This window comes from Pseudomonas poae (assembly GCF_001439785.1).
Lineage (GTDB): Bacteria > Pseudomonadota > Gammaproteobacteria > Pseudomonadales > Pseudomonadaceae > Aquipseudomonas > Aquipseudomonas poae.
The window spans coordinates 99771-124936 of record NZ_JYLI01000005.1 but is presented as its reverse complement, the minus strand read 5'-3'; the positions used below and the strand labels follow the sequence as shown (position 1 = coordinate 124936).

24 protein-coding genes and 1 pseudogene are annotated in these 25166 nt (G+C 61.5%); 10 read left to right on the top strand and 15 right to left on the bottom strand.

Annotated features, from left to right (window positions below):
- Positions 1–28: 28 nt before the first annotated feature.
- The 5 genes from TU75_RS07795 to TU75_RS07780 all read right to left on the bottom strand — a co-directional run bounded on the left by TU75_RS07795 (position 29) and on the right by TU75_RS07780 (position 4302).
- A complete protein-coding gene (locus tag TU75_RS07795) occupies positions 29–2470 on the bottom strand; it encodes a penicillin acylase family protein (protein WP_060548614.1) in 2442 nt (813 codons plus the stop codon).
- Between the two features lie 156 nt (positions 2471–2626).
- Positions 2627–2827, bottom strand: coding sequence for an SEC-C metal-binding domain-containing protein (locus TU75_RS26330; RefSeq protein ID WP_082630330.1), 201 nt, complete (start codon positions 2825–2827; stop codon positions 2627–2629).
- Positions 2824–3306 (bottom strand): LEA/WHy family protein, encoded by a 483-nt coding sequence (locus TU75_RS07790; protein ID WP_060548613.1) that lies wholly within the window; start codon positions 3304–3306, stop codon positions 2824–2826. The genes TU75_RS26330 and TU75_RS07790 overlap by 4 nt, the downstream gene beginning before the upstream one ends.
- A 24-nt stretch (positions 3307–3330) precedes the next feature.
- Positions 3331–3801, bottom strand: coding sequence for a YchJ family protein (locus TU75_RS07785; protein ID WP_060548612.1), 471 nt, complete (start codon positions 3799–3801; stop codon positions 3331–3333).
- A 3-nt stretch (positions 3802–3804) separates the two neighbouring features.
- The gene (locus TU75_RS07780; RefSeq protein WP_060548611.1) at positions 3805–4302 is read right to left on the bottom strand and encodes a DUF6231 family protein; all 498 of its coding nucleotides are present in this window, start codon (positions 4300–4302) and stop codon (positions 3805–3807) included.
- A 183-nt stretch (positions 4303–4485) separates the two neighbouring features.
- On the opposite strand from TU75_RS07780, the gene TU75_RS07775 reads away from it, so the two are divergent.
- Positions 4486–5244, top strand: a complete 759-nt coding sequence (locus tag TU75_RS07775) for a hypothetical protein (protein ID WP_060548610.1) — start codon at positions 4486–4488, stop codon at positions 5242–5244.
- Positions 5245–5300: 56 nt separating this feature from the next.
- On the opposite strand, the gene TU75_RS07770 is transcribed toward TU75_RS07775, so the two are convergent.
- On the bottom strand, positions 5301–5765 hold the full coding sequence (locus TU75_RS07770) for a CopD family protein (protein WP_003231149.1): 465 nt from the start codon (positions 5763–5765) through the stop codon (positions 5301–5303).
- 99 nt (positions 5766–5864) lie between these two features.
- Here TU75_RS07770 and dinG point away from each other — a divergent pair, with 99 nt between their 5' ends.
- From dinG to TU75_RS07740, 6 genes are all read left to right on the top strand, one after another.
- A complete protein-coding gene (gene dinG, locus TU75_RS07765; protein WP_003231146.1) occupies positions 5865–8009 on the top strand; it encodes an ATP-dependent DNA helicase DinG in 2145 nt (714 codons plus the stop codon).
- A 91-nt stretch (positions 8010–8100) separates the two neighbouring features.
- Positions 8101–10398 (top strand): beta-galactosidase, encoded by a 2298-nt coding sequence (locus TU75_RS07760; protein ID WP_060548609.1) that lies wholly within the window; start codon positions 8101–8103, stop codon positions 10396–10398.
- An 82-nt stretch (positions 10399–10480) separates the two neighbouring features.
- Positions 10481–11626, top strand: coding sequence for a serine hydrolase domain-containing protein (locus TU75_RS07755; RefSeq protein ID WP_060548723.1), 1146 nt, complete (start codon positions 10481–10483; stop codon positions 11624–11626).
- A 140-nt stretch (positions 11627–11766) separates the two neighbouring features.
- Positions 11767–12954, top strand: coding sequence for an OmpA family protein (locus tag TU75_RS07750; RefSeq protein ID WP_060548608.1), 1188 nt, complete (start codon positions 11767–11769; stop codon positions 12952–12954).
- Positions 12955–12981: 27 nt separating this feature from the next.
- Complete coding sequence (gene pdxH / locus TU75_RS07745) at positions 12982–13629, top strand: pyridoxamine 5'-phosphate oxidase (protein ID WP_060548607.1); 648 nt, start codon at positions 12982–12984, stop codon at positions 13627–13629.
- A gap of 265 nt (positions 13630–13894) precedes the next feature.
- On the top strand, positions 13895–14359 hold the full coding sequence (locus tag TU75_RS07740; RefSeq protein WP_003231137.1) for an outer membrane lipoprotein: 465 nt from the start codon (positions 13895–13897) through the stop codon (positions 14357–14359).
- A gap of 90 nt (positions 14360–14449) precedes the next feature.
- On the opposite strand, the gene TU75_RS07735 is transcribed toward TU75_RS07740, so the two are convergent.
- The 3 genes and pseudogenes from TU75_RS07735 to nhaA all read right to left on the bottom strand — a co-directional run bounded on the left by TU75_RS07735 (position 14450) and on the right by nhaA (position 16963).
- On the bottom strand, positions 14450–14785 hold the full coding sequence (locus TU75_RS07735) for a hypothetical protein (RefSeq protein ID WP_003231134.1): 336 nt from the start codon (positions 14783–14785) through the stop codon (positions 14450–14452).
- Positions 14782–15634: pseudogene (locus tag TU75_RS26325) on the bottom strand (S-type pyocin domain-containing protein). The gene TU75_RS07735 and the pseudogene TU75_RS26325 overlap by 4 nt, the downstream one beginning before the upstream one ends.
- A gap of 153 nt (positions 15635–15787) precedes the next feature.
- A complete protein-coding gene (gene nhaA / locus TU75_RS07725) occupies positions 15788–16963 on the bottom strand; it encodes a Na+/H+ antiporter NhaA (RefSeq protein WP_060548605.1) in 1176 nt (391 codons plus the stop codon).
- Between the two features lie 217 nt (positions 16964–17180).
- Between nhaA and TU75_RS07720 the strand changes: the two genes are divergently transcribed.
- Positions 17181–18275, top strand: a complete 1095-nt coding sequence (locus TU75_RS07720) for a PLP-dependent cysteine synthase family protein (RefSeq protein ID WP_060548604.1) — start codon at positions 17181–17183, stop codon at positions 18273–18275.
- Positions 18276–18505: 230 nt separating this feature from the next.
- Here TU75_RS07720 and TU75_RS07715 read toward each other — a convergent pair whose 3' ends face one another.
- Together TU75_RS07715 and TU75_RS07710 are read right to left on the bottom strand one after the other, a co-directional pair.
- Positions 18506–20119: an NAD(P)/FAD-dependent oxidoreductase gene (locus tag TU75_RS07715; RefSeq protein ID WP_060548603.1), complete on the bottom strand. Its 1614-nt coding sequence runs from the start codon at positions 20117–20119 to the stop codon at positions 18506–18508.
- A gap of 106 nt (positions 20120–20225) precedes the next feature.
- On the bottom strand, positions 20226–20897 hold the full coding sequence (locus TU75_RS07710) for a COG3650 family protein (RefSeq protein WP_015371438.1): 672 nt from the start codon (positions 20895–20897) through the stop codon (positions 20226–20228).
- Between the two features lie 83 nt (positions 20898–20980).
- Here TU75_RS07710 and TU75_RS07705 point away from each other — a divergent pair, with 83 nt between their 5' ends.
- Positions 20981–21442, top strand: a complete 462-nt coding sequence (locus TU75_RS07705) for a hypothetical protein (protein ID WP_015371439.1) — start codon at positions 20981–20983, stop codon at positions 21440–21442.
- On the opposite strand, the gene TU75_RS07700 is transcribed toward TU75_RS07705, so the two are convergent.
- A complete protein-coding gene (locus tag TU75_RS07700; protein WP_015371440.1) occupies positions 21427–22026 on the bottom strand; it encodes a short chain dehydrogenase in 600 nt (199 codons plus the stop codon). The genes TU75_RS07705 and TU75_RS07700 overlap by 16 nt on opposite strands.
- A gap of 111 nt (positions 22027–22137) precedes the next feature.
- Between TU75_RS07700 and TU75_RS07695 the strand changes: the two genes are divergently transcribed.
- Positions 22138–23046: a LysR family transcriptional regulator gene (locus TU75_RS07695; protein WP_003231117.1), complete on the top strand. Its 909-nt coding sequence runs from the start codon at positions 22138–22140 to the stop codon at positions 23044–23046.
- On the opposite strand, the gene TU75_RS07690 is transcribed toward TU75_RS07695, so the two are convergent.
- Genes TU75_RS07690 through bufB form a run of 3 tightly spaced genes read right to left on the bottom strand, consistent with a single transcriptional unit; the run spans position 23043 to position 25155 of the window.
- Positions 23043–23528, bottom strand: a complete 486-nt coding sequence (locus TU75_RS07690; protein ID WP_060548602.1) for a DoxX family protein — start codon at positions 23526–23528, stop codon at positions 23043–23045. The two genes, TU75_RS07695 and TU75_RS07690, sit on opposite strands and share 4 nt — an antisense overlap.
- Positions 23525–24280, bottom strand: a complete 756-nt coding sequence (locus tag TU75_RS07685; RefSeq protein WP_060548601.1) for an HvfC/BufC N-terminal domain-containing protein — start codon at positions 24278–24280, stop codon at positions 23525–23527. Before TU75_RS07685 ends, TU75_RS07690 begins: the two co-directional genes overlap by 4 nt.
- Positions 24277–25155 (bottom strand): MNIO family bufferin maturase, encoded by an 879-nt coding sequence (gene bufB / locus TU75_RS07680; protein ID WP_060548600.1) that lies wholly within the window; start codon positions 25153–25155, stop codon positions 24277–24279. The genes TU75_RS07685 and bufB overlap by 4 nt, the downstream gene beginning before the upstream one ends.
- Positions 25156–25166 lie beyond the last annotated feature (11 nt).

Genomic DNA, 25166 nt, shown 5'->3' with positions numbered 1-25166 from the left:
GATCCGGGTTCTTCAATAAGAACCCGATTTACTTGCCAGGCGTGAGGGTCAGCCGGTTTTTGCCATACGCCTTTTCGAAGTTCTGCGGCTGCATCGGGAAGCTCAGGTATTGCGCCTTGAGCGCCGGGTCGATGCCATTGGCATAGTCGGGACTGGCCGGGTTACCGGACTGGCCGCTGCCGCCCTGGCCCATCATCGGTTCCACCTGACCGAAGTCGACAATCATCCGCAGTGCCGGCACCTGCGTGGTGTCGAAACTCTGCCCCCAACTGTACGGCGCCGGGTTCAGGGTGTTGTGGTCGCCACCGCTGGCAAGTGGGCCAAGGATGACCTGCCCGCTGGCGCTCTTCCAGGTGGTGCTGTGCAGTTTGCCCCACTGCCAGGCCTTGTGATCGGCGCCCAACTGGCTGTCACCGGCGCTGATCGCGGCGGCGAGGCTGCGGGCAAGAATGGTGGGTTTGTCTTCTTTTTGCGCAGTACGCACATCGTCCCAGAACGGGCTGTCTTCGCGGCCCAGCAGGTGGTCGGCGTTGGCCGAGTAGGAGAGGTTGGCATTGCTGACAAAGGCTTTCCAACTGGCGCTGGTTTCCGGACCCAGTTCGTCGAGGAAGATCTGCCGCGTGCTTTCCTGCAGGAACAGCTCGTAGATCGCCGCGTCGGCGGAGGATGGCGCGAGGCGGCCATCGAACGCCATCAGGCGCCCCAGGGCTTCACGCGCCTTGGCCTGTTCGGCCGCAGGCAGCGCAGCAATCGCCTGTTTCAAGGGCTGGGCCATGCCTGGCGCCTGGAACATGGTTTTCAGCTTGGCGGCGAATGTGGTGGTCTGGTCGTACTGCATGGCGATCATGCTGCGGCTGTCATGCTTGCCGGCGCTGGCCAGTTGCGCCAGGCGCTCGCTGCGCTCCGGCGCGTCCCAGGCGTTGGACAGTTGCATGCCATAACCGCGTGGCGCGGTGCGCTGGTTGGCGGTGCCGATCCAGCCTTGGGCCGGGTCCTGATCATAAGGGTGCAGCATCGCGTCGGCATAGCCGTCCCAGTCAAAGCGCGTGTCCCAGCCCGGCGAGGGCAGCAGACCTTCGCCTTCGCGGCGGTTGGGGAAGCGGCCGGTGACCTGCCAGCCAATGCTGCCGGTGTCGGCGAACACCATGTTCAGCGCAATTGCACGGATTTCGCGGGTGGCGTCCGAGGCCTTGCCGGCGCTTTGCGCACGGGACAGGTCGAAGAACGCATCCAGGCTCTTGTCGTCCTTGAGGTCGGCGGTTTGCAGGGCCAGGCCAAAACCACTGGTGAGGGCCTGGCTGCTGTTGAGCAGGGCACCGTGGCGGGTTTCGTACACCACTTCGCGAATCGAGCCACGCCCCTTGACGAAGAACGTTTCGTTACGCACGCCGGCCGGTAGCCACTTGCCGTTATTCTCGTAGTACAACGCGTTGCCCTGGCGCTTGACCTTTTCCAGGAACAGGTCCTGGGTGTCGCCCTTGACCGTGCTCATGCTCCACGCCACCTTGCCGTTGAAACCGGACAACAAGGTCGGCAGGCCGGCTATCGAGGCACCCGCGGCCTGGTATTTCGGCGCGCGGATCTGCACGTAGCTCCACGGCGACGGCGCTTGCGGCCGGGCGGCAAGGTCGTTGGCCAGCAGGCTCTTGCCGCTGCGGCTGCGTTGCGGGCCAATCGCCCAGTTGCTCGAGGTGGTCACCGCCAACGCATTGAGCGTGCTCAACTGCTGGCTGACCGTATCCAGCCCGGCGAGACCGGTGATCTGGCCAAGGTTCACGCCTTTGAGCTTCTCTGCCTCGGCCAGCGGGATGGGTTCGTCCGGCGCGCTGGGAGTGAGCCAGGCAAGTTTGTCGACGCCGACTTTTTGCGCCAGTACCAGCGAAGACAGCTCTTGCTGCAGGTTGGCCGACTCACTGAAGTTGAGCAGGCAGAACAACAGCGCCGAATCTTCCGGCTTCCAGTATTCGGGCTTGTAGCCGGTCTGGGCGAGGTCCGGCGGCAGTTTGTCGCGGTAGCGGAACAGGTAGGCATTGACCCCGCGTGCGTACACTTCGAAGAAGCGCTTGAGGCGCGGGCTCGATGCGTTATACAGCTCGCCGGCGCTTTTTTTCAGGTTGACGGCGCGCATCAAGCGGTCGACATCCAGCACGTCAGGGCCGGACATTTCCGCCAGACGGCCCTGGGCCAGCAGGCGCAGCGTGACCATCTGGGTGATGCGGTCGCTGGCGTGCACGTAGCCCAGGCTGAACAGGGCGTCGTGGAAGGTATTGCTCTCGATCAGCGGCATGCCCTGGGCATTGCGGCGTATCGACACATTCTGGGCCAGGCCTTTGAGGGGCTGCACGCCGGCAACGGGCGGCAGGGTGTCCTGAGTGTTCTGGAGCTGGCAACCGGCCAGGCTTAACGCACTGGCCACTGCCGCGGCAACGCCGAACCGGGGAAGAAAACGTGAGAGGGCTGGCGAGGCCATGGCAAAGCTCCTGCGGGGGTAGTTTTAGGTAAAACATCGCACATCAATGTGGGAGGGGGCTTGCTCCCGAGGGCTGAGTGCCAGTCGCTGCATCTGTTGACTGGTCCACCGCCCTCGGGAGCAAGCCCCCTCCCAGCTTTACATCGTCAGGGTGGCTTAGACCCCGTGGCACTTCTTGAATTTTTTCTCGCTGCCGCAAGGGCAGGGATCGTTGCGGCCAACGTCCTTCAATGCATTGCGTACCGGCTCCTGATGAGCGTGGCCGCAGTTGGGGCCGTGGACATGACCGCGGTCGTGATCATGGTGCTCGTGATCGTGGTTGCAGTCAGGACCATGGACATGGGGTTGCTGAGTCATCGATGTCGCTCCGGAATAAAATCGCCGGGGATTATCTCGCCATTGTGGGCCACCTGCACGTCATTACCGATGAACAAGCCGGTTTTCAGCTCGCCCTCCAGGCGATAGGGCACGGGCCGGTCGGGGTTCTTCAGCATATGCACCACCTCGCGGATCTGCGGCCAGAGATTGGTGCGCACCGACACCCGGAACACCGCATGGCCGCGCGGCGCCACGGTGAGCCATTCATTGGACTCGCCTTCGGTCAACACGAAGTCGCCCAGGCTGACCTTGTAGATCAGGCCGCGCACGGTCAGGTCGGCGTCGTCGCGATTGTCGACGCGGAAATACAGCCTGAATTTCTGTTCGAGCAACTTGGCGCGTACCACTTCGACCTTGACCAGCGACACATGGGGCGGCGGCGAATCGTCCTCGAACCAGAAGGCGCATCCGGTAAGACCCAGGGTCAACGCCAGCATCAAGCTGAATATCCGAAGCATGGCGTAATCCCTTTGCAGGTGGTGTCAGCGGAAGCCCGCGCAACATTTCTTGAATTTTTGCCCGCTGCCGCACAGGCACGGATCATTGCGCCCGACCTTCACCTCAACGGTAGGGTCGATGAAGTACCAACGCCCCTCATTCTGTACGAAAGAGGACTGTTCGCGGTGACTATGTTCACCCGTGTTGTCATGCCAGCGAGCGGTGAAGGTCACAAAGGCATGTTCCGGCTGGCCACCGAACACTTCCGAACTCTCCACCTCAAGCCCGAGCCAGGTGCTCTGTGCGCTCCAGGCAGCGATGGCGGCGCGGTCGAGGCTGGGTTGCTGGGCCGGCAACGTGGTCGCCACCAAGTAATCCACCAGGCCCAGCACATAGGCGCTGTAACGCGAGCGCATCAGCGCGCTGGCGCAGGGAGCCGGGTGGCCGTTGTGATAATGGCCGCAGCAGGCATCCAGCAGGTTGCCACTGCCGCAGGGGCAAATGGGTGTGCTCATGGGTTACCACCAATACTTTCCGAAGTTTTCCGGATTGGCCCAGAAACGGGCGTTGAGCCAGTCCGGCACCTGTTTATAGTCAAGCAGATCGTAGGTGAACAGCGTCAGCACCTGCTCGTCGCGCTGGAAACGCTCGCCGGCCTGCAGGGCCAGGGAGAAGAAGTCGGTGTCTTTCCAGCCGCAGGCGTCGAGGTCTGCCAGCACCGCGATGCGACTGGCGTTGAGGTTGCGAATACCGCCAAGCAGCGTCAGGCCCTGTGGCTTTGAAAGGTGTTCCAGGCAATCGACCGCCAGCGCCAGGTCAAACCGCTGCGCCGCCAGGTGCGCAGGCAACGGACCGGGTTCGGCGGCGGCGATAAACGTGTCGGGGTGTGCCTGTTTGAATGCCTCCAGCGCCGGAAAGCGGCTGGCGCCCAACAGCAGCAGGCGTTTGGGCCGATGCAGGTCGAGCAGGGCAGCCAAGGCTTGCTGGGGGGTAGGGGCAGAAATACCGGCGGTCATCGCAAATCCTCACATCAGAGCCGTAGAGACTAGCGCGGCTGCGCCTGCGGGCCTAGAGCAAGCGCGACAGAAAAAGCCCTGAACCTGCGCTGCTGAAGTTTTTTGATACGTCACTGGCAAATCGCCTGCAGAAGTCGTTAATGTGACCCGGATAACAATTTGAAAAGAGTCAGGAGCCCCATGATGCGCAAGGTTTTTCTGTTGGCCCTGTTGGTCAGCCCCATTGCCCTGGCCCATAGCGTCAGTGTCGAAACCCACTCATTGATGCGCCTGCCCAGCAGCACCAGCGTGTTGCAACTCGAGCGCCTGGATGTGGCGGATTACGGCACCTTGCTGATTCCGGCAACCATCAGCCAAGTGACGGTGGATGAACTGCACCTGGGCCGCGAAGCACGTATCGCCATCGTGCCGGGCAACACCGCGCTGCAATTGCAGGTGCGCCAGGCTCAACTGGAACACGGCAGCCAGATCACCTCGCGCGGCGCCCCGGGCACCCATGAAAAACCGGCCAGGGCAGGGCGCGATCTCACGTTGCGGATCCATTCGCTGACGGCTGAAGCATTGTCGCTGGACGCCCGTGGCGGCGCCGGTGCCCAGGGGTATGCCGGGCTCGATGGCGCCAACGGTGAAGACCCGGGGTGTACCTGGGGCTCGGCCGGTCGCGGTTTCAACGGCGATAACGGCGGCGACGGTTTGCCGGGGGCTGCAGGAGCGACGGTGCGGGTTGAACTGCCACAGGACTTTCCCGCTGAAAACATCAAGGTCTGGGTCGATGGCGGGCCTGGAGGTTTGGCCGGTACTGCAGGCAAACCTGGCAAGGGCGGGCAATCGAAGGGGTGCGTGGTGTACCGCGCCGATGGCGGCGATAAGGGCCGTCCAGGTCTGGAAGGGCAGCCAGGGGCGGCCGGGCCTGCGGGGTCTGTGACCATCCAGCGGCTTTGAGTTGCCTGGCTTGACGCTATAGGGGGCTTGCTCCCTATAGCGGATTAAAGGCCGCTTCAGAACATCGGCCGAGCCGAAGCAACTGCAACCACCCCCAACCCCACAATCAAATTGATCCCCACCAACCGGCGAATCTGCCCCAGCGCAGCAGCGCCCGCCGGCCAGTCTTCGGCCGCTACCGCCGTGCGCAATTGCGGGAACTTCAACGCCTGGATGCGGATAAACAACGCCGTCATCACCAGATACAAGCCCATCATGACCTGCACATAACGCGGCGCCGTTTCAAAACCGCTGAAGCGCAGCTGCAGCAGCCCCACACCGCTGATCGGTAAAATCAGCACCGCCACCCATACCCACACGAAAAAACGTTGAAACACATTTGCCCACAACCTGAGCCGGGCAGGGCCCTCAAGTGCCGCCACAGCAGCGGGGCGCAGGATCATCCAGGCGAAAAACATGCCGCCGACCCATACCAGGGCGGCCAGTATATGCAGGGTGTAAGCGAGGCTGAAGACGGTCATTGTGGTACTCCGTTCTGCGCGGGATTAATTAGCGGGGTATGATAGCGGCCGATCCGAACCACTGAAAATTTATCCAGCGTTTTTTGCGCCCGACTATCCATGATCAGCACTGAACTCAAAACCACGATCCAGGGCGCCTACTCGCGTTTTCTCGAAGCCAAGCGCTTGAAACCGCGCTATGGCCAGCGCCTGATGATCGCCGAAGTGGCGAAAGTCCTTGGGGATATCGACACCGACGACGAAGGGCGCCGCGAGGGCGACCCTGCGGTCGTGGCCGTTGAAGCCGGCACCGGTACCGGCAAGACCGTAGCCTACAGCCTGGCTGCGATTCCCACGGCCAAGGCCGCCGGCAAGCGCCTGGTGATCGCCACCGCCACCGTCGCCCTGCAGGAGCAGATCGTCTACAAGGATCTGCCGGACCTGATGCGCAACAGCGGCCTGAATTTCACCTTCGCCCTGGCCAAGGGGCGAGGCCGCTACATGTGCCTGTCCAAGCTCGACGTGCTGCTGCAGGAAGGCCATGCGCAAACCGCCACCGCCTCGTTGTTCGAAGAAGAAGGCTTCAAGATCGAAGTTGATGAAGTCAGTCAGAAACTGTTCACCAGCATGATCGAGAAACTGGCCGGCAATAAATGGGACGGCGACCGCGACAGCTGGCCCACTGCTCTGGAAGATGCCGACTGGGCACGCCTGACCACCGACCACAGCCAGTGCACCAACCGTCATTGTCCCAACTTCGGTCAGTGCGCCTTCTACAAGGCGCGCGAAGGCATGGGCAAGGTCGACGTGATCGTCACCAACCACGACATGGTGCTGGCCGACCTGGCCCTGGGGGGCGGCGCCGTGCTGCCGGACCCGCGCGACACCCTCTACGTATTCGACGAAGGCCACCACCTGCCGGACAAGGCCATCGGCCACTTCGCCCATTACACACGCCTGCGGTCCACCGCCGACTGGCTGGAAACCACCGCCAAGAACCTCACCAAGTTGCTCGCCCAGCACCCGCTGCCGGGCGACCTGGGCAAGCTGATCGAACAGGTGCCGGAGCTGGCGCGCGAGATCAAGACCCAGCAGCAGTTCATGTTCAGCGCCTGTGAGCAGGTGGCCGATTTCAAGCCTGGCGAAGACGTGGAAGGCCGTGAGCGTCCGCGCCACCGTTTTGTGGGTGGGCTGATTCCCGAGCACATGCGCGAAATGGGGATTGAACTGAAGAAAGGCTTTTCGCGCCTGACCGACCTGTTCACGCGCCTGACCGATCTGCTCAAGGAAGGCATGGACGGCGAGGTCAATATCGGCATCGCGAGTAATCAGGCCGAGGAATGGTATCCGCTGTTCGGCAGTCTGTTGTCCCGCTCCCAGGGCAATTGGGAGCTGTGGACCGCCTTTACCGTTGAAGACCCGGAAGACAACCCGCCCATGGCCCGTTGGCTGACCCTGTCGGAAAGCGGCGCGCTGTTTGATATCGAGGTCAATGCCAGTCCGATCCTCGCCGCCGAAATGCTGCGCCGCAACCTGTGGAACGTGGCGTACGGCTGCCTGGTTACCTCGGCCACGCTGACGGCCCTGGGCACTTTCGACCGTTTTCGCATGCGTGCGGGCCTGCCGAAAAAGGCGGTCACCGCCGTGGTGCCAAGCCCCTTCCATCATGCCGACGCCGGTGTGCTGCGCGTGCCGGACCTCAAGGCCGATCCACGCGATGCGCCGGCCCATACCGCCGCGATCATCCGTGACCTGCCAGGCCTGGTTGAAGGGTCGCGCGGTACCCTGGTGTTGTTCTCCTCGCGCAAACAGATGCAGGACGTGTTCGACGGTCTGGACCGTGACTGGCGCAAGCAAGTGTTCATTCAGGGCAACCTGTCCAAGCAGGAAACCCTGAACAAGCACAAGGCGCGGGTCGATGGCGGTGATTCCAGCGTACTGTTCGGCCTGGCCAGTTTTGCCGAGGGTGTGGACTTGCCGGGCGCCTACTGCGAACACGTGGTGATCGCCAAGATCCCGTTTTCGGTGCCGGACGACCCGGTCGAGGCGGCGCTGGCCGAGTGGATCGAAGCGCGCGGCGGCAATCCGTTCATGGAAATCTCGGTGCCGGATGCTTCGCTCAAGCTCGTGCAGGCCTGCGGTCGCCTGCTGCGTACCGAGGAAGACCGGGGCACTATCACGCTGCTTGATCGGCGCCTGGTCACCCAGCGCTATGGCAAGGCAATCCTTAATGCCCTGCCGCCGTTCAGGCGTGAAATTTCCTAAGACACAGTGGGCGAATTCGCCCACTTCGTGGTCACTGTTATCGACGTATTTCATCAGGCCTTTCACCGGCCGTCTGGAGAACCTTGCTCGTATGATTCGCACGCTGCCCGCTCTTTTTGCCCTGCTGTTTGCCGCGCCCTTGTTTGCCGCGCCGGCCGGGCAACAAACGCTGTTCAACTTCGTGCGCCCCGCCGATGTGGTCAACGTGGCGACCCATGACGCCAGCCTGCCGCAATACAACGCCGAGCAAACGGCCGAAGGCGAGGTGCTGCGCCGTATCACCTTCAGCCCTGCGAACGAGCCGAGCCTGGTGCTCAGCCCTCAGAGCGGCACCTGGGACTGGTCGCAGTCCGGCGCCATGAGCCTGCGCATCCAGAGCGCCATGGACTGGGCCTTGACCCTCTACGTCAAGGTGCAGAGCAGCGACGGCAAGACCCTGGTCAGCCGCATCGACCTGCCGGCCGGCCCGGCGCAGACCTTGCTGGTTCCGCTGCAGGCCAACTCGCCCTTGAGCCAGGGCATGAAGGCCGGCCCGCCGATGCCGATCAGTCTCGACGGTCAGCGCGTATTGCTCGCTGCCAGCAGCGGAGAAATCGACCGCAGCCAGGTGGTGTCGGTGACCTTGTCGATGCTCAAGCCCAATGCCGCCCAAAGTATTCTGCTGGAGCGCTTTGGCGTGCAGGATGTCGAACCGGCTATCAGGGCAGCGTACGGCGAACTGGTCGATGCCTATGGGCAGTCCACCCGTGCGCGCTGGCCGGAAAAGGTCAGCAGTGACGAGCAACTCAAGGCTGCCGCCGCCCGGGAGCAACAACAGCTCAAGGGCTGGCTGGCTGAGCGCGACAACTCCTCACTGGACACCTTCGGTGGCTGGAACAAGGGGCCGGCCTTCGAGGCCAGCGGTTTTTTCCGCACCGAGAAGCGCGACGGGCGCTGGTACCTGGTGACGCCGCTGGGTCATCCCTTCTACTCGCTGGGCGTCAACACCGTCGCCCCGGACAACAACCAGACCTACGTGGGCGGCCGCGAATGGATGTTCGCCGCGTTGCCCAAAGCCGGTGAACCCTTCGACAAATACTATGGCAGCAGTGACCATCGCACCGGCAACGGCTCAGGCGAAGGCCGCCACTTTGCCTCGGGCCGCTGGTACGATTTCTACGGTGCCAACCTGCAACGTACCTACGGCACCGAACACTTTGACCACCAGCGCTGGGTCAATCACACCCTCGACCGCCTGCAAGCCTGGGGTTTCAACACCGTCGGTAATTGGAGCGACGAGGGTCTGGCTGACGCCGAGCGCGTGCCTTACACCTTGCCGCTGTCGATCGTCGGCGATTACGCCAGCATCAGCACCGGCACCGACTGGTGGGGTGGCATGCCCGATCCGTTCGACCCGCGCTTCGCCATGGCCACCGAGCGCGCCGTGGCCATTGCGGCCCGCGACCATCGCGACGACCCCTGGCTGATCGGCTATTTTGCCGACAACGAACTGGCCTGGGCCGGTCCCGGTGATGACCCCAAATCCCGCTACGCCCTGGCCTACGGCACCTTGCGCATGACCACCGACGTCCCGGCCAAGCGCGCGTTCCTCAAGCAGCTGCGCGACAAGTACCGCAACGAAGAAGGCCTTTCCAAGGCGTGGGGTGTTCAACTGGCGGGTTGGGAATTGATGGAAGATCCGGGCTTTGAACCGCCGATGCCCAATCCTGAGCACCCGGAAATCGAGGCCGACTTCAAGTACTTCCAGAAGACCTTCGCCGATGCCTACTTCAAGACCATTTCCGATTCGCTGAAATGGCATGCGCCCAACCAGTTACTGCTGGGCGGGCGCTATGCGGTGAGCACGCCGGAGGCCGTGGCCTCGTGCGCGCAGTATTGCGATGTGCTGAGTTTCAACATGTATACGCTCAAGCCTCAGGACGGCTATGACTTCGCCGCGTTGCACGCGCTGGACAAGCCGGTGCTGATCACTGAATTCAACTTCGGCTCCGCCGACCGTGGCCCTTTCTGGGGCGGTGTGACGCAATTGGAGCGGGAAGAGGACCGTAGTTCGGCGTACGCCACCTTCCTCAAGCAGGCCATGGCGGAACCGTCGATTGTTGGCGTGCACTGGTTTCAATACCTGGACCAGCCGGTGACCGGTCGCTTGCTGGATGGCGAAAACGGACACTTTGGGCTGGTGGGTATAACCGATGTGCCGTTCCAGGGCTTTGTCGACAACGTGCGCAAGAGCAACCTGGCGGCGGTCAAGCAACTGGGCAAGGCGGCCGAACAAGCCAGTGCGGCCGGCGCGGTGCGTGAGCATGAAGGCGGCAAGGCCGGTCCGGCTGGCGAGGGTGCAGGGAAGGGCGCCGGGCACGCCGGTGGGCATTCCGGGAATGGCCATTGATTCCGCGCTGATGGGTTCACAAATCCTACAAGGGCTGGAACAATGTCCGCCACTTTTTACGGTGTTTTCCGAGGGGACTTCGGTGCAGGTTCAGGGTCATTACACGCTCCAGTTTGAAGCCGTGCGCGAAGCGTTTGCCGCGTTGTTCGATGACCCGCAGGAGCGTGGTGCCGGGCTCTGTATCCAGATCGGTGGCGAAACGGTGGTCGACCTGTGGGCCGGCACCGCCGACAAGGACGGGGCCGAGGCCTGGCACAGCGACACCCTCGTCAACCTGTTCTCCTGCACCAAGACCTTTACAGCGGTCACGGCCCTGCAACTGGTGGCTGAGGGCAAGCTGCAACTGGATGCGCCAGTGGCCAACTACTGGCCTGAATTTGCCGCCGCTGGAAAGCAAGCCGTCACCCTGCGCCAGTTGCTCTGCCATCAGGCCGGGTTGCCGGCGATCCGCGAGATGCTGCCTGCCGAGGCGCTCTATGACTGGCAACTGATGGTCGACACGCTGGCGGCCGAGGCTCCGTGGTGGATTCCGGGCCAGGGTCATGGCTATGAGGCGATTACCTATGGCTGGCTGGTCGGTGAGCTGCTGAGTCGCGCCGATGGGCGTGGGCCGGGGGAGTCCATCGTGGCGAGGGTTGCACGGCCATTGGGCCTGGACTTTCATGTGGGCCTGGCGGATGAAGAGTTTTATCGTGTTGCCCATATAGCGCGCAGTAAAGGCACTATGGGCGACGAAGCCGCACAACGTTTATTGCATGTAATGATGCGTGAACCGGCGGCCATGACAACGCGCGCATTTGCCAATCCGCCGTCCATTCTGACCAGCACTAATAAACCCGAGTGGCGACGCATGCAGCAGCCGGCGGCTAATGGTCACGGTAATGCGCGCAGTCTGGCGGGTTTTTATAGTGGCTTGCTCGACGGTAGTTTGCTGGAAGCCGACATGCTCGAAGAATTGACCCGTGAACACAGTATCGGACCCGATAAAACATTATTGACTCAAACCCGCTTCGGCCTGGGCTGCATGCTGGATCAGCCACAACTGCCCAACGCGACGTTCGGCCTTGGCCCGCGTGCGTTCGGGCATCCTGGCGCGGGTGGTTCGGTGGGATTTGCCGACCCGGAGCATGATGTTGCATTTGGTTTTGTGACTAATACATTGGGTCCCTACGTACTTATGGACCCACGTGCACAGAAGTTGGTCGGAATATTGGCCGATTGTCTGTAAACCGCTTGCCGTTTCACAATTTTTTGTTACAAATGCGACTATAAGAAGACGCTGACGGAATAATGTAATTTCAATGTTCTGTATGCGTCGGTTTAACGGGTCAGCCTGACCCTCGGTTTTTCTCATTGTGTGGATATCTCATGTTATCGAACAAGTCCTTGGCACTGGCGCTGTGCCTCACTATTACAGGTTGCGCGCAAACGCCACAAAATGATGCCGAAGGAGGGCACTGGTGGTCATTTGGATCTGACAAGGCTGCTACCAAGGACGCAGTGACCCAAACCGACGCCAAGCCGGACGCCAAGCCAGCTGCGGGCGCCAAGCCAGCCGCTCCGGCTGCGGCCGCTGCTGCCGCACCGGCACCTGCCACCGCTGCCGCCCCTGCGCCAGCGGCTAAAGCCGACAGCGGCTTCAACTGGTGGCCATTCGGCTCAAAGCGCGCCGACGACAAGGCCGCTGCAGACAAGGCTGATCTGAAAGCCGACGTCAAAGCCGCCACCCCGGCTTCGGACGCTGCGCCTGCCGTCGCCAAGACCGACACCGAAACCCACTGGTGGTGGCCGTTCGAAAGCAAGCCAAAGCCATTGGCCAAGGTCGACGTCAGCAACGTGCAGATGCCTGACCCGAAAATTACCCAGGCCTGGCTGGACGACTATGAGCCACGCCTGCGTGAAGCGATCAAGGACAGCAACCTGCAGCTGGAACGTCGCGACAATGTACTGGTGGTGATTGCCCCGGTTGACGCCTCCTACAACCCCAAGCGTCCGGCCATGTTGCTGCCGGTGACTCTGGGCCCGTTCACTCGGGTGGCCAAGGCCGTTGAATCCGACCCAAAAACCGCCGTACTGGTGCTCGGTCACGTTGATGCCACCGGCACTGCCCCGGCGAGCCAGGCACTGACCAAGGAACGTGCACAGTCCATCGCGTCGATCTTCAGCCTCAGCGGCCTTAAGCAGGACCGCCTGATGCTGCGCGGCATGGGCGACCTGATGCCGCGTGCTGCCAACGACAGCAACCAGGGCCGTGCGCTGAACCGTCGCATGGAAATCATGTTCACGCAGCGTACAACCATGTTGGCACTGCTGAGCAAGTACAACTCGGGCAAGACCCCACCTGTGGAAATGGTTGCCGTGCAGAATGTGCCTGCACCGGCACCGGTACCGGCTGCAAAAGCTGCGGCCAAGGCTCCGGCGAAAAAGGCTGCAACCAAAAAAGCCGCCGCCAAGCCAGCCGCCAAAAAGGCTCCGGCCAAACCGGCTGCGAAGAAAGCCGCTCCGGCCAAGGCCAAGGTCGATGCACCCGCTGCGGCTGATCAGGCGAAAAACTGAGTCGTTGAACCAGAAGGATAAAGCCGCATGACCCAGGCACTGGCCGATATGCGCCGTGATTACACACGGGACGGTTTGAATGAGGCTCAGGCCCCGAGCGAACCGTTTGCCTTGTTCCGCCAGTGGTTTGCCGATGCGGTGAGCACCGAGCAGGCACCGGTCGAGGCCAATGCCATGACGCTGGCCACGGTCGACCAGGACGGTCGCCCGCATTGCCGCGTTCTGTTGCTCAAGGGCCTGGATGCACAGGGCTTTACCTTCTTCACCAACTATCAGAGTGCCAAGGGCGAGCAGCTTGCGGCGCGTCCGTTCGCCGCCATGACCTTTTTCTGGCCGACCCTGGAGCGCCAGGTGCGCATCGAGGGGCGGGTGGTCAAGGTCACTCCCGAAGAGTCGGATGCCTATTATCAGGTCCGCCCCCTTGGCAGCCGGCTGGGTGCCTGGGCGTCTGCGCAGAGCAAGGTCATTCGTGACCGTGAAGAACTGCAGGAACTGCTCAAGGCTACCGAACAGCGCTTCAGCGATACACAACCCCACTGCCCCGAGCACTGGGGAGGCTATCGCTTGCTGCCGGAGCGCATCGAGTTCTGGCAAGGCCGCTCCAGCCGCCTGCATGATCGGCTTAACTACCGCCTGCAGGGCACAGACTGGACACGCGAGCGCCTTGCGCCCTGAGTTTCACCTTTCGTCATGTCACTTGAATGATGCCTGCTGCGTTGGAGTCTTGACTCAACGGACTGCGGGCGTTTTCGGCTGTGCGACTACACTAGTGGAGAGCGCTGTTGCAGTGTGATCCGTTGGGAGCGGAAAACCGTTCGTCGAGTTTTCGGGTGATGGCAGTCTGTACTCTGGCTGAATGAAAGCAATTTTCTGCCGTTCGTGCCGTGACAGGCGGCAAGTGGCAGCGTCTAATGAATACCTGTCCTTTGGAGTTGATGCTATGCGTAAGTCCGTTTTACTGGTTGCCTGCTTTACCACCCTGTCCTTATTGCTGGGTGGCTGCGCCTCGAGTCTGACCGGCGACTCGTACTCCCGTGACGAAGCACGTCGTGTGCAGACCGTTCGCATGGGCACCATCGAATCCCTGCGTCCGGTGAAAATCGAAGGCACCAAAACCCCAATCGGCGGCGCTGCAGGCGCAGTCATTGGCGGCGTGGGCGGCAGCGCCATCGGCGGTGGCCGTGGCAGCATTGTCACCGCTGTCATTGGCGCTGTCGCCGGCGGCCTGCTGGGTTCGGCCACCGAAGAAGGCCTGACCCGCACCCAGGGCGTGGAAATTACCGTTCGCGAAGACGACGGCAGCACCCGCGCTTATGTACAGGCCGTGCAGGAAAATGAAATCTTCCGCATCGGTGACCGCGTGCGCATCATGACGGTTGATGGCACCAGCCGCGTTACGCGCTAAACGCAGGTCGTGGAAACATAAAACCCCAACCGGGTGACCGGTTGGGGTTTTTTCGTTTCTGATGCTTTTCGCGGCGTTTATTTTCGGGCGTCAGGTAAACATCTCTATGTCATCCATCGCATCATTCACGGATGCGGATAAGGCGGTGCCCCTTCTTCTTGCTTGTTCGAACGCCGGGATGATTTTCGTCATATCTATCTCTCCGAATCGACGTGCGATGTGACCTATAGCTACGATAGCTGCTGCTGCGATGTCATCGTCAGGGTGCCCGATAAACTGAAGGCACGTGTTTTGTGCCCACGCGCCGTCCATTTCATTCAGCCCAATTGAGATTAATGCCTCTGTTACCTTGCTTCTATCTGTCGTTGCTAAATAACGTACTGCTTCATCGTGATCCAATGATGGGTCGTGGTATCGCATAGTCATTTGGTATCTCCCAATATTTTTCCCTTGCGGTTGGTCTTTCCGGCTTTGATTAAGGCGTTTTTCATCTCTTGCCGTAAGCCACTCCAAGGCCTTACGTGCGCGTGATAGGAGCCTTCAGCTGTGCGATCTATCACCACAAACTCCTTGGTGTGGGGATCAATTGCTATACGTCTACGCGAGTTGGGTGGATTTACTTCTATCGACTCATTGAGTGAATCCAATCCGTTTTCAGGCCTTTTACTTTTAACTGAGTTTCCCTTCTTGCTGTGATAAGGCGCGTCCTCATACTTCCAGCTTACGACGATATACAGGGGCCTGACCCCGGAGTCGGCGGGGAAGACGAGAATGAAGTCCCTGTACTCAGGCGGGTAAATCGGGTCGACAATAATCGTCGCGGCTTTTTCGGTCGGCGGATATACCCATATGTGCGGTGCCGCCTAGTGCCAATGCCCCCAGCCCGGCAGGTATTGCCGCGCCGCTGACTTTTCGCAAGGGCAAACGGCCAGTGGCGTCAGCTTCCAGCGCTCCCAGCAGTGCGTACTCGCCGTAATCCTTGAGTTGATCCAGAGGCACATAACCGGTCGGATCGTGGTAATCGATGAGTGCGTCCGGCAAGTTGCATGACTTGGCAAATACGCAACCCACCTTGGGGGCCTGAGGCGGTGGTGGCTTCACCCGAAAATACGCTTCTTCAGCAATCTGCCGGTCGATCATTTCTCCATGAGCGCGTTGCTGGATGGCCGTCCGGGCCGCTAACTGAGCTTCACTCATGGGCTCAAGTCGTCGATACCCGCCGGTCCCGGTGCCGTAGGATCGCCAGACTTGAACTACGTCCTTGTTGCTTGCCATTGTGCCCTCCTGGCGCGGTGCTTAACGAGATCCGGCGTAGAGGCCGGGTGCTGACGTTAGAACAAGCCGAGGAGGGTGGATGCAGGAAGGAACTGCGAAAGAAGGGGGAATTGGATGAAGCAGGAGCCGGCTCACCGGCTCCTGCTACAAGGGTCAGGCCTTCTTGCGACTTGCCATCGCCGTCACGCCATAACCAATACACGCGGCGAGTATCGACCCGGTGAGGATCCCCATTCGATCCTCCCCGGCAAACTCGCTCGCGCCCGGTACAAATGCCAGAGAGCCGACAAAGAGGCTCATGGTGAAACCGATGCCGCACAGGATCGCCACGCCAAAGACCTGGCCCCAGTTGGCACCGGCGGGCAGGGCGGCGATGCCGGTCTTGATGGCCAGCCAGGTGAGGCCGAAAACGCCGACAGTCTTGCCGATCAGCAAGCCGGCCGCGATGCCCATGGGGACGTGGTGGGTGAAGCTTTCCAGGCTCACGCCGGTGAGTGATACGCCGGCGTTGGCGAACGCGAACAGCGGCAGTATGCCGTAGGCCACCCAGGGGTGCAGGGCGTGTTCGAGGGTGAGCAGCGGTGAGGGTTCGGCGTTCCGGGTACGCATCGGGATGCAGAACGCCAGGGTCACGCCCGCCAGGGTGGCGTGCACGCCGCTCTTGAGCACACAGATCCACAGGATCAAACCGATGATCAGGTAAGGCCCAAGCTTGACTACGCCCAGCCGATTCATCGCGATCAGGGCCACGAGGCAGGCGGCCGCACCGGCCAGCGCAGCGCTGGACAGCTCGGCCGAATAGAACAATGCGATGACGATAATTGCCCCCAGGTCATCGATGATGGCCAGGGTCATCAGGAACAGTTTCAGCGACACCGGCACGCGCTTGCCCAGCAGCGCCAGCACGCCCAGTGCGAAGGCAATGTCGGTGGCCATGGGGATCGCCCAGCCGGAAAGCGCGGCGGGGTAGTCCTTGTTGATCGCCCAGTAGATCAGCGCCGGCACCACCATGCCGCCAATGGCGGCTGCACCCGGCAGCACCACTTGGGACGGTTTGGACAGGTGGCCATCAAGCAGTTCGCGCTTGACCTCCAGCCCGATCAGCAAAAAGAACAGCGCCATCAGGCCGTCGTTGATCCACAACAGGGCCGGTTTGGCGATTTTCAGCGCACCGATCTGCGCCACCACCGGTACATCGAGAAACGCGGTGTACAGGTGCGACAACGGTGAGTTGTTGACAATCAACGCCAACGCGGCGGCCGCGATCAGCAACAGGCCGCTGGCGGCTTCCAACTGGAAGAAACGGGTAAACGAGCTACGCAGAGGCAAGGGGAGGCTCTCCAATCCAGAGTCAATAGGCGGCTACCCTAACCCGTACCGTTAGTTGTTAAAACAAAAGTTATATTCTTATTTGTTATAAGCGAGGGGCTAAGTCAGGCTCGCACTTGAGCCTAGCAATTGTGTGTCCAATTGAGTCGTCACTGTATCTGTGTGATACGTAGGAAACCCCCTAATATCAAGGCTGACATCCTGTGAGAGTCTCCTGATGAGCGACAACCGTACCTGGGCCCGCGAAGCTATTCGTATCATTGAAGCGGACTTCCAGCGCAGCGCCGACACGCACCTGATCCCTCTGCCATTACCTGGCCTGCCGGGTATCGAGTTGTACTTCAAGGATGAGTCCAGCCACCCCACGGGCAGCCTCAAACACCGGCTGGCGCGTTCACTGTTTCTGTATGCGCTGTGCAACGGCTGGCTCAAGCCTGGCGCCCCGGTGATCGAGGCGTCCAGCGGTTCGACCGCAGTGTCGGAGGCCTATTTCGCGCGCCTGCTCGGGCTGCCGTTTATTGCGGTGATGCCCAGCACAACGTCGCGGGAAAAGATTGCCCAGATTGCCTTTTATGGTGGCCAGAGCCATCTGGTAGACGATCCGATGCAGATCTATACCGAGTCCGAACGGCTGGCGCAGGAAAGCGGCGGGCACTTCATGGACCAGTTCACTTTCGCCGAGCGGGCTACCGACTGGCGTGCCAACAACAACATCGCCGAATCGATTTTCCAGCAGATGCGCTTTGAGCAACACCCGGAGCCGAGCTGGTTGATTTCCAACCCCGGCACCGGTGGCACCACCGCGACCCTGGGGCGTTACGTGCGTTATCGCCAGCATTGCACCCGGGTGTTGTGCGCCGATGCCGAGCGTTCAGTATTTTTCGACTATTACCTGAGCGGCGATGCGGGCTTGCGCCTGGACTGCGGTTCACGGATCGAAGGCATCGGCCGGCCAAGGGTCGAAGCGTCGTTTCTGCCCAACGTGATTGATGCGATGGTCAAGGTGCCCGACGCGCTGTCGCTGGCGGCCATGCACTACCTGGCGGGGCGGCTTGGGCGCCGGGTGGGCGGGTCCAGCGGGACTAACCTGGTTGGCGCACTGATGGCCGCGCAGCAGATGAAAGCGGCGGGAGAGTCGGGCTCGATCGTGGCTATTTTATGTGATGGTGGGGAGCGTTACGCCACAACCTATTACGACGAGACTTGGTTGGCGGCCCAGGGGTATGCGCTGGAAGATCTGATCGCGATGGTGGCGGCCAGTGTGGAACAGGGCGAGCCGTTACCGGACAGCATTCGGCGCGCCAATATCTGACACCACCCCACAATCTGCGCAGGCAACTACATCCCTGTGGCGAGCGCGCTTGTTGTGGCGAGCAGGCTTGCCCTGCGTTGGGGTGCGCAGCAGCCCCAGAACCGGCCTCCGCGTAGTATCAGGTATACCGAGGGTTTCTTGATTGGGGGCGCTTCGCACCCCAACGCGGGGCAAGCCCGCTCGCCACAGCAAGCCCGCCTGCCACAACAAGCCCGCTCACCACAACACAGTCAGGCCTCGATACCCAAGATATCCCGCGCCAGCGCCTCGGCAATCCGAATCCCGTCAACGCCCGCCGACAGGATGCCGCCGGCATAACCGGCACCTTCGCCGGCCGGGAACAGGCCTTTCACATTCAGGCTTTGCAGCGAATCGTCACGGGTAATGCGCAGTGGCGAAGAGGTGCGCGTTTCGATCCCGGTCAGCACGGCATCGTGCAGCGAATAGCCCTTGATCTGCTTTTCAAACGCCGGCAACGCTTCGCGAATGGCCTCGATGGCAAACTCAGGCAGGGCCAGGGCCAGATCGCCCAGCGATACGCCGGGTTTGTAGGACGGTTCCACGCTGCCGATGGCGGTAGACGGTCTGCCCGCGATGAAGTCGCCCACCAATTGCGCCGGTGCTTCGTAGTTGCTGCCGCCGAGCACATAGGCATGGGATTCCAGGCGCTCCTGCAACTCGATGCCCGCCAGCGGGCCACCCGGGTAATCCACGTCCGGCGTGATGCCGACCACAATGCCGGAGTTGGCGTTGCGCTCGTTACGCGAGTATTGGCTCATGCCGTTGGTGACCACGCGATTGGGCTCGGAAGTGGCCGCAACCACCGTGCCACCTGGGCACATGCAGAAGCTGTAGACCGAACGGCCGTTTTTGGCGTGGTACACCAGCTTGTAGTCGGCGGCACCGAGTTTCGGGTGCCCGGCGTACTTGCCCAGGCGCGCGGCATCGATCAGCGATTGCGGGTGTTCGATCCGAAAGCCCACCGAGAACGGCTTGGCTTCCATGTACACGCCACGGCCATGCAGCATGCGGAACGTGTCGCGGGCGCTGTGGCCCAGGGCGAGGATCACATGCTTTGAGAGGATCTGCTCGCCGCCGTCAATGACCACGCCGTGCAACTGACCGTCGTCGATCAGCACGTCGGTCACGCGCTGCTCGAAACGCACTTCACCGCCCAGCGCAATGATCTGCTGGCGCATGTTTTCCACCACGCCGGTCAGGCGAAAGGTGCCGATATGCGGTTTGCTGACGTACAGGATTTCTTCCGGAGCGCCGGCCTTGACGAATTCGTGCAGAACCTTGCGGCCGAGGAATTTCGGGTCCTTGATCTGGCTGTAGAGCTTGCCGTCGGAAAAGGTGCCAGCGCCGCCTTCGCCAAACTGCACGTTGGACTCGGGGTTGAGCACGTTTTTGCGCCACAGGCCCCAGGTGTCCTTGGTGCGCTGGCGCACTTCCTTGCCGCGCTCGAGGATGATCGGCTTGAAGCCCATCTGCGCCAGCAACAGACCGGCAAAAATGCCGCACGGGCCAAAGCCGACCACAACCGGCCGTTCGGTCAAACCCTGCGGCGCCTGGCCCACCACCTTGTAGCTGATGTCCGGTGCCGGGTTGACGTTGCGGTCATCGGCAAACTTGAGCAGCAGGGCGGCTTCGCCCACCACGTTCAGGTCGATGGTGTAGATGAAGCACAGCTCCGAGGTTTTCTTGCGGGCATCGTAGCTGCGCTTGAACAGGGTGAAATCGAGCAGGTCATCACTGGCAATCCCCAGGCGCTGCACGATGGCGGGCCGCAGGTCTTCTTCGGGATGGTCGATGGGCAGCTTGAGTTCGGTGATTCGTAACATGACAGGATCCGGTAGGCGGCGGGCAAACAGGCCGGCTGTTTTGCAAACCGGCGATTATAAGCCCCAACCACGGTTTCCCGTCATGCTAAAACAGCGCAGGGGCCAATCAGTCGTCCCGCGAACCACCGAAAGCGGCGCAGCCACGCTGGACTTGACCGTTGATCCGCAATTCGGCGGTCATGTGTTGCAGGCTGCCGCTGACCGGGTCGACGCAGCGTTGCGGGGCCACCCACAATTCGATGTGCTGGTTATTGGCCTCGGTCATCAGGTTGAAACGGCCATCACCCAGTTGCTCTTCAACATAGGGCACCGGCAGCGGCGGCTGGCCTTCGCGTTCCAGCACCATGCCCTTGGCGGTGACGTTGAGTGCCCAGGCCGGCTTGTGGCCATTGGCGCGCAGGATCATGCGCTTGAAATCAGGGTCATCGCAGGCCGAGGTTGAACGCTCGACGCGGTACAGCTGTTGCAGCTCAACCTCGCCCTGAGTGCCGGTGGCCACCCCGGAAAATTTGCCACGCAAGTCGGCAAACAGGGCGCCTTGCTGGCCGGCGAGCGACGCGGCCTCCTGCAGGATGCTGGTGCCGCCGGTGTCCTTGACCATGTAGTTACGCTGGTCGCGACATGGCTGGAACAACAGCTTGCCGCCCACCGCCGTGAGTTCGCCTTGCATACGGGTCATCCCGACGGTGGACGGTTTGGCAGGCTCTCTCTCGAACATCTGGCAGGCAGCGAACAGGGGAAGCAAGGCACACAGAGCAAGGGTACGGGCGGCACGCATTTTCGGGTCTCCTGACAAGTGCCGCCACGTTACGCAGACTGGCGGTGCATCACAAGTGCGGCACACCCTATGGGAAATGGCGCATGGAGGATTCGGACGCGTCCTATCGTCTAGAGTTAGAAAATCGTGGGAGCGTCGGCATCTTTTTTGAAGCGGATACGGCAATGAACATCAAATTGAGCCTCGGTATTGTTCTGCTTTGGGCAAGTGTCGCCGGGGCGGATGAGCCTGCGCGGCTTGTCTTTTCTTCAGTGACGGATTTCACGGACGTTTCGCTCCAGCTTAAAAAGGCCGGAGGCCCTGATCCGGCCAATGTGGAAGTGACTGTCACGTTGAGTCCCGACGCCAGTGCACGGGCAAGGTCCACCACATTGCTGGCTTACCAGAAATACGTGAGGCTTCAGGTGGACGGTTATCAGATCAGCACGTCCAGGGTTCACAGCGTGTTGGGCGCAGAACTCAGGTTTTTGGCTCCCCGCGCACTGGCAATTGAGTGGATGACTCGATTTTCAGGTAACACCCCTGAGTCTCAGCCCACGATGTAGGTCTGACCCGTCTGCAAGCCTTCCACGCTCTTGGCGTAGGCCAACGCCACATCGGCAGCGCTGACCGGCTTGTAACCGCGAAAATACGGCGCGTAGCTGTCCATGGCTTCCAGCAATACCGTCGGGCTGACCGAGTTGATGCGCAGACCCCGTGGCAACTCGATTGCCGCCGCTTTCACAAACGCATCAAGCGCACCATTGACCAGCGCAGCCGAGGCGCCGGTGCGGATCGGGTCGCGGTTGAGGATGCCGCTGGTGAAGGTGAACGAGGCGCCGTCGTTGGCGTATTCACGACCGATCAGCAGCAGATTGACCTGGCCCATCAATTTGTCGCGCAGGCCCAGGTCAAAATCGCTGTCGCGCATGTCGCCCAGCGCGACAAAATTCACGCTGCCGGCCGCGCAGATCAGTGCGTCGAACTTGCCGGTTTGTTCAAACAGCCGACGGATCGAGGCGCTGTCGCTGATATTAGCCTGGAAGTCGCCACTGTCGCGGCCGATGCTGATCACTTCGTGGCGTTGCGCTAACTCTGCCTTGACCGCCGAGCCGATTGTGCCGCTGGCGCCTATCAATAGGATTTTCATCGCGCTGTTCCTCTGAGTCGAAATAAACGTTGGGAAGCTCAGTCTAGGCTGGCTTTGGAGGCGGATAAACGCGCTAATAGGCAACCTTTGGTTTTCAATTGGAAACAATCCATGAGCGAGATGGATGATCTGGCGGCCTTTGCCGTGTTGATCGAAGCGGGCAGTTTTACCGTGGCGGCTGCACGTCTGGGCTGTAGCAAGGGGCAGTTGTCAAAGCGCATCAGCCAGTTGGAAGCACAGTTTGATGTGGTGCTGCTGCACCGTACCACGCGCAAACTGAGCCTCACCGCCGCAGGTGTAGCCTTGTTGCCCCAGGCGCAGGCGTTGGTGGTGCAGATGGAATGCGCGCGTCAGGCATTGGCGCGGCTCAAGGACGATGTGGCCGGGCCGGTGCGCATGACGGTTCCGGTTTCATTGGGTGAAACCTTCTTCGACGGCCTGTTGCTGGACTTTTCCAGGCAATACCCGCAGGTGCAGGTCGAGTTGGAGCTTAACAACAGCTACCGCGATCTGGCGCGGGACGGGTTTGACCTGGGGGTGCGCGCGGGCGACATCGAACATGAGCGGCTCGTGGCCAGGCCCTTGCTGGCCTGGCACGAGATGACCTGCGCCAGCCCCGCCTACCTCGAACAGCACGGTGAACCGCAGACCCCGGCGGATCTGGCCGCCCACACCTGTTTGCTGAACAGCCACTACCGCGGCCGCGAGGAGTGGCTGTACCACCAGCAGCACGAATTATTGCGGGTGCGCGTGAGCGGCACGTTTGCCTCCAACCATTACAACCTGCTGAAGAAGGCCGCGCTGGTCGGCGCCGGTATCGCCCGTCTGCCGTCCTACGCCTTGCCAACGGAACTGGCTGACGGACGACTGCGCTGGCTCCTGCGTGATTATCAGACGCGGAGCATGCCGATGTACCTGGTTCACCCTTACCAGGGCGGGTTGCCACGACGCACCCAGGTATTGGCCGATTATCTCGTGGACTGGTTCAGGCGCAGTGGCGAGGTGTTGAATCGCCTTTAACGGCAGCGACGGGCGATCAAGTGATCGATGGAGAGCCAACCCGGGCCCTTGGCAACCAGCAGCAACAACACTGCGATCCAGGTGCCGTGGGTGGGGTAGGCGTCGGGGTAGACGAACAATTGAATGGTCAGCGTCATCCCGATCAGCGCCAGGGCCGAAAAGCGCGTGGCCAGCCCCACCAGAATCAATGCGGGGAAGAAGTGCTCGGCAAAGGCCGCCATATAGGCGGCCACTTCCGGCGACAGCAGAGGCACCGCATATTCACTGCGAAACAGCGGTACGGTGGAAGCGGCCAGTTTGGGCATGCCCAGTTCGAAGGTGCCGCTGATCAGGTCGATGGCAAAGCCTTCGACCTTGGTTTGCCCGGACTTCCAGAACACTGCCGCGATCGAGAAACGCGCGAGGAACGCGAGCAGGCTGTAGGGGATTTTTTCGAACAGGGCAATGGCCCTGTTTACCTGGCAGGGTGCAGACGTGTTCATGGCGATACCTTCTGTTCCAGATGAGTGATGGCGTCGTGGCTGATCAGCAGCCCGAGGCATTGATGCAGGTCGAATTCGCTTGAGGCTTCGAGGGCATGTTCCACGGCCGTTTCAAGCGCCTCGCTTCGGCCAAGGCTGTTGATAAAGGCCACCGAACCGCTGTCGATACCGAAGATCTTGACCGCCAGCCCGTGGCGCAGCACGAGTGCGCCTTGCGCTTGCCAGGGGTTTACGCTGGCGATGGCGCCCTCGGTCTGGTGGGCGGCCCATATCGTCACGGTCGCGTAGGGCGAGTGCAGCGTGGCGACGCACGGGTGCAGGTGCAGGCGCGACTGGCCGTTCAGTTGCTCGAGAACGCGTGGTTGATCCAGCGCCGGGATGTCAGCTGCGTGATAGGCGCGCACGCGCAGGCGCTTCAGTCTCGCGACATCCGCCAGATAGGGCACGCTCTGGGCCGGCTCGAATGCCTGGATAAAGTCGGCCAGCGTGCTGCCGTACTCGCTGAGCAACGGGCTTTCGGGCGGGTATGCCTGCACGTAGAGGCCGGCCATGGCATGGAAGAATTCATCGCCGACCAACTGCCGCGTCACCGGGTAACTGGTCGCCAGCGCATTGATCAACGCGCTGTGCACATTATTGCGATACACCGCAAAACGGCTGGCCGGGTCGGCGCCGTTGCTGCTGAACACACCCTCGGGGCAGCTCGGTTCGTGAGCGAGCAGGGCCGCGCAGAACGCGTGCTGGGTACTCATGCCATCACCTGCAACAAGTGCCGTTCGGCCTGTTGCGCCTCGGCCTGCAGCACGCTGAAGGCTGGTACCTGGTTATCGCGCTCGATCAACGTTGCGACCGGGCCCGTGCGCGCCAGGACCTGCTCGTACAACTGCCACACCGCGTTGTCGATGGGCGCGCCGTGATCATCGATCAGCAGCCGGTCGCCGAGGCTGTCAGAGTCTTCGGCAAAACCGGCCAGATGAATCTCGCCCACTGCATGCAGGGGGAGCGCGTTGATATAAGCCAGCGGGTCGCGTTGGTGATTGATGCAAGACACGTAGACATTGTTGACGTCCAGCAGCAGGCCGCAACCGGTGCGGCGGATGATCTCGCTGATGAAGTCGGTCTCGTCCAGGGTGGAACGTTGGAACAACAGGTAGGTCGACGGGTTTTCCAGCAGCATTGGCCGCTTGAGCGTGCTTTGTACCTGATCGATGTGCGCGCACACCCGGTTCAGGGTAGTGACGTCGTAAGCCAGGGGCAGCAAGTCATTGAGGAATACCGGGCCATGGCTGGACCAGGCCAGGTGTTCGGAAAAGGCCTGGGGTTGATAGCGTTCGATCAGCGTGGCCAGGCGAGCCAGGTGCGCGCCATTGAGCGGGCCTTCGCCGCCGATGGACAGGCCTACGCCATGCAGCGACAGTGGATACTGCTCGCGAATCAAACCCAGGTAGTGATGAAAAGGCCCGCCGGCCACCATGAAGTTTTCGGCGTGCACTTCAAAAAAACCGAGGTCAGGACGGGTTTCGAGTACTTCAATGAAGTGCTCGCTTTTCAGTCCCAGCCCGGCCCGCAAGGGGAGGCCGGGCACCTGAGCCGGTGAGACCCTGTGGTGGGGTAAATGCGTCATCATCGGCACTCGGT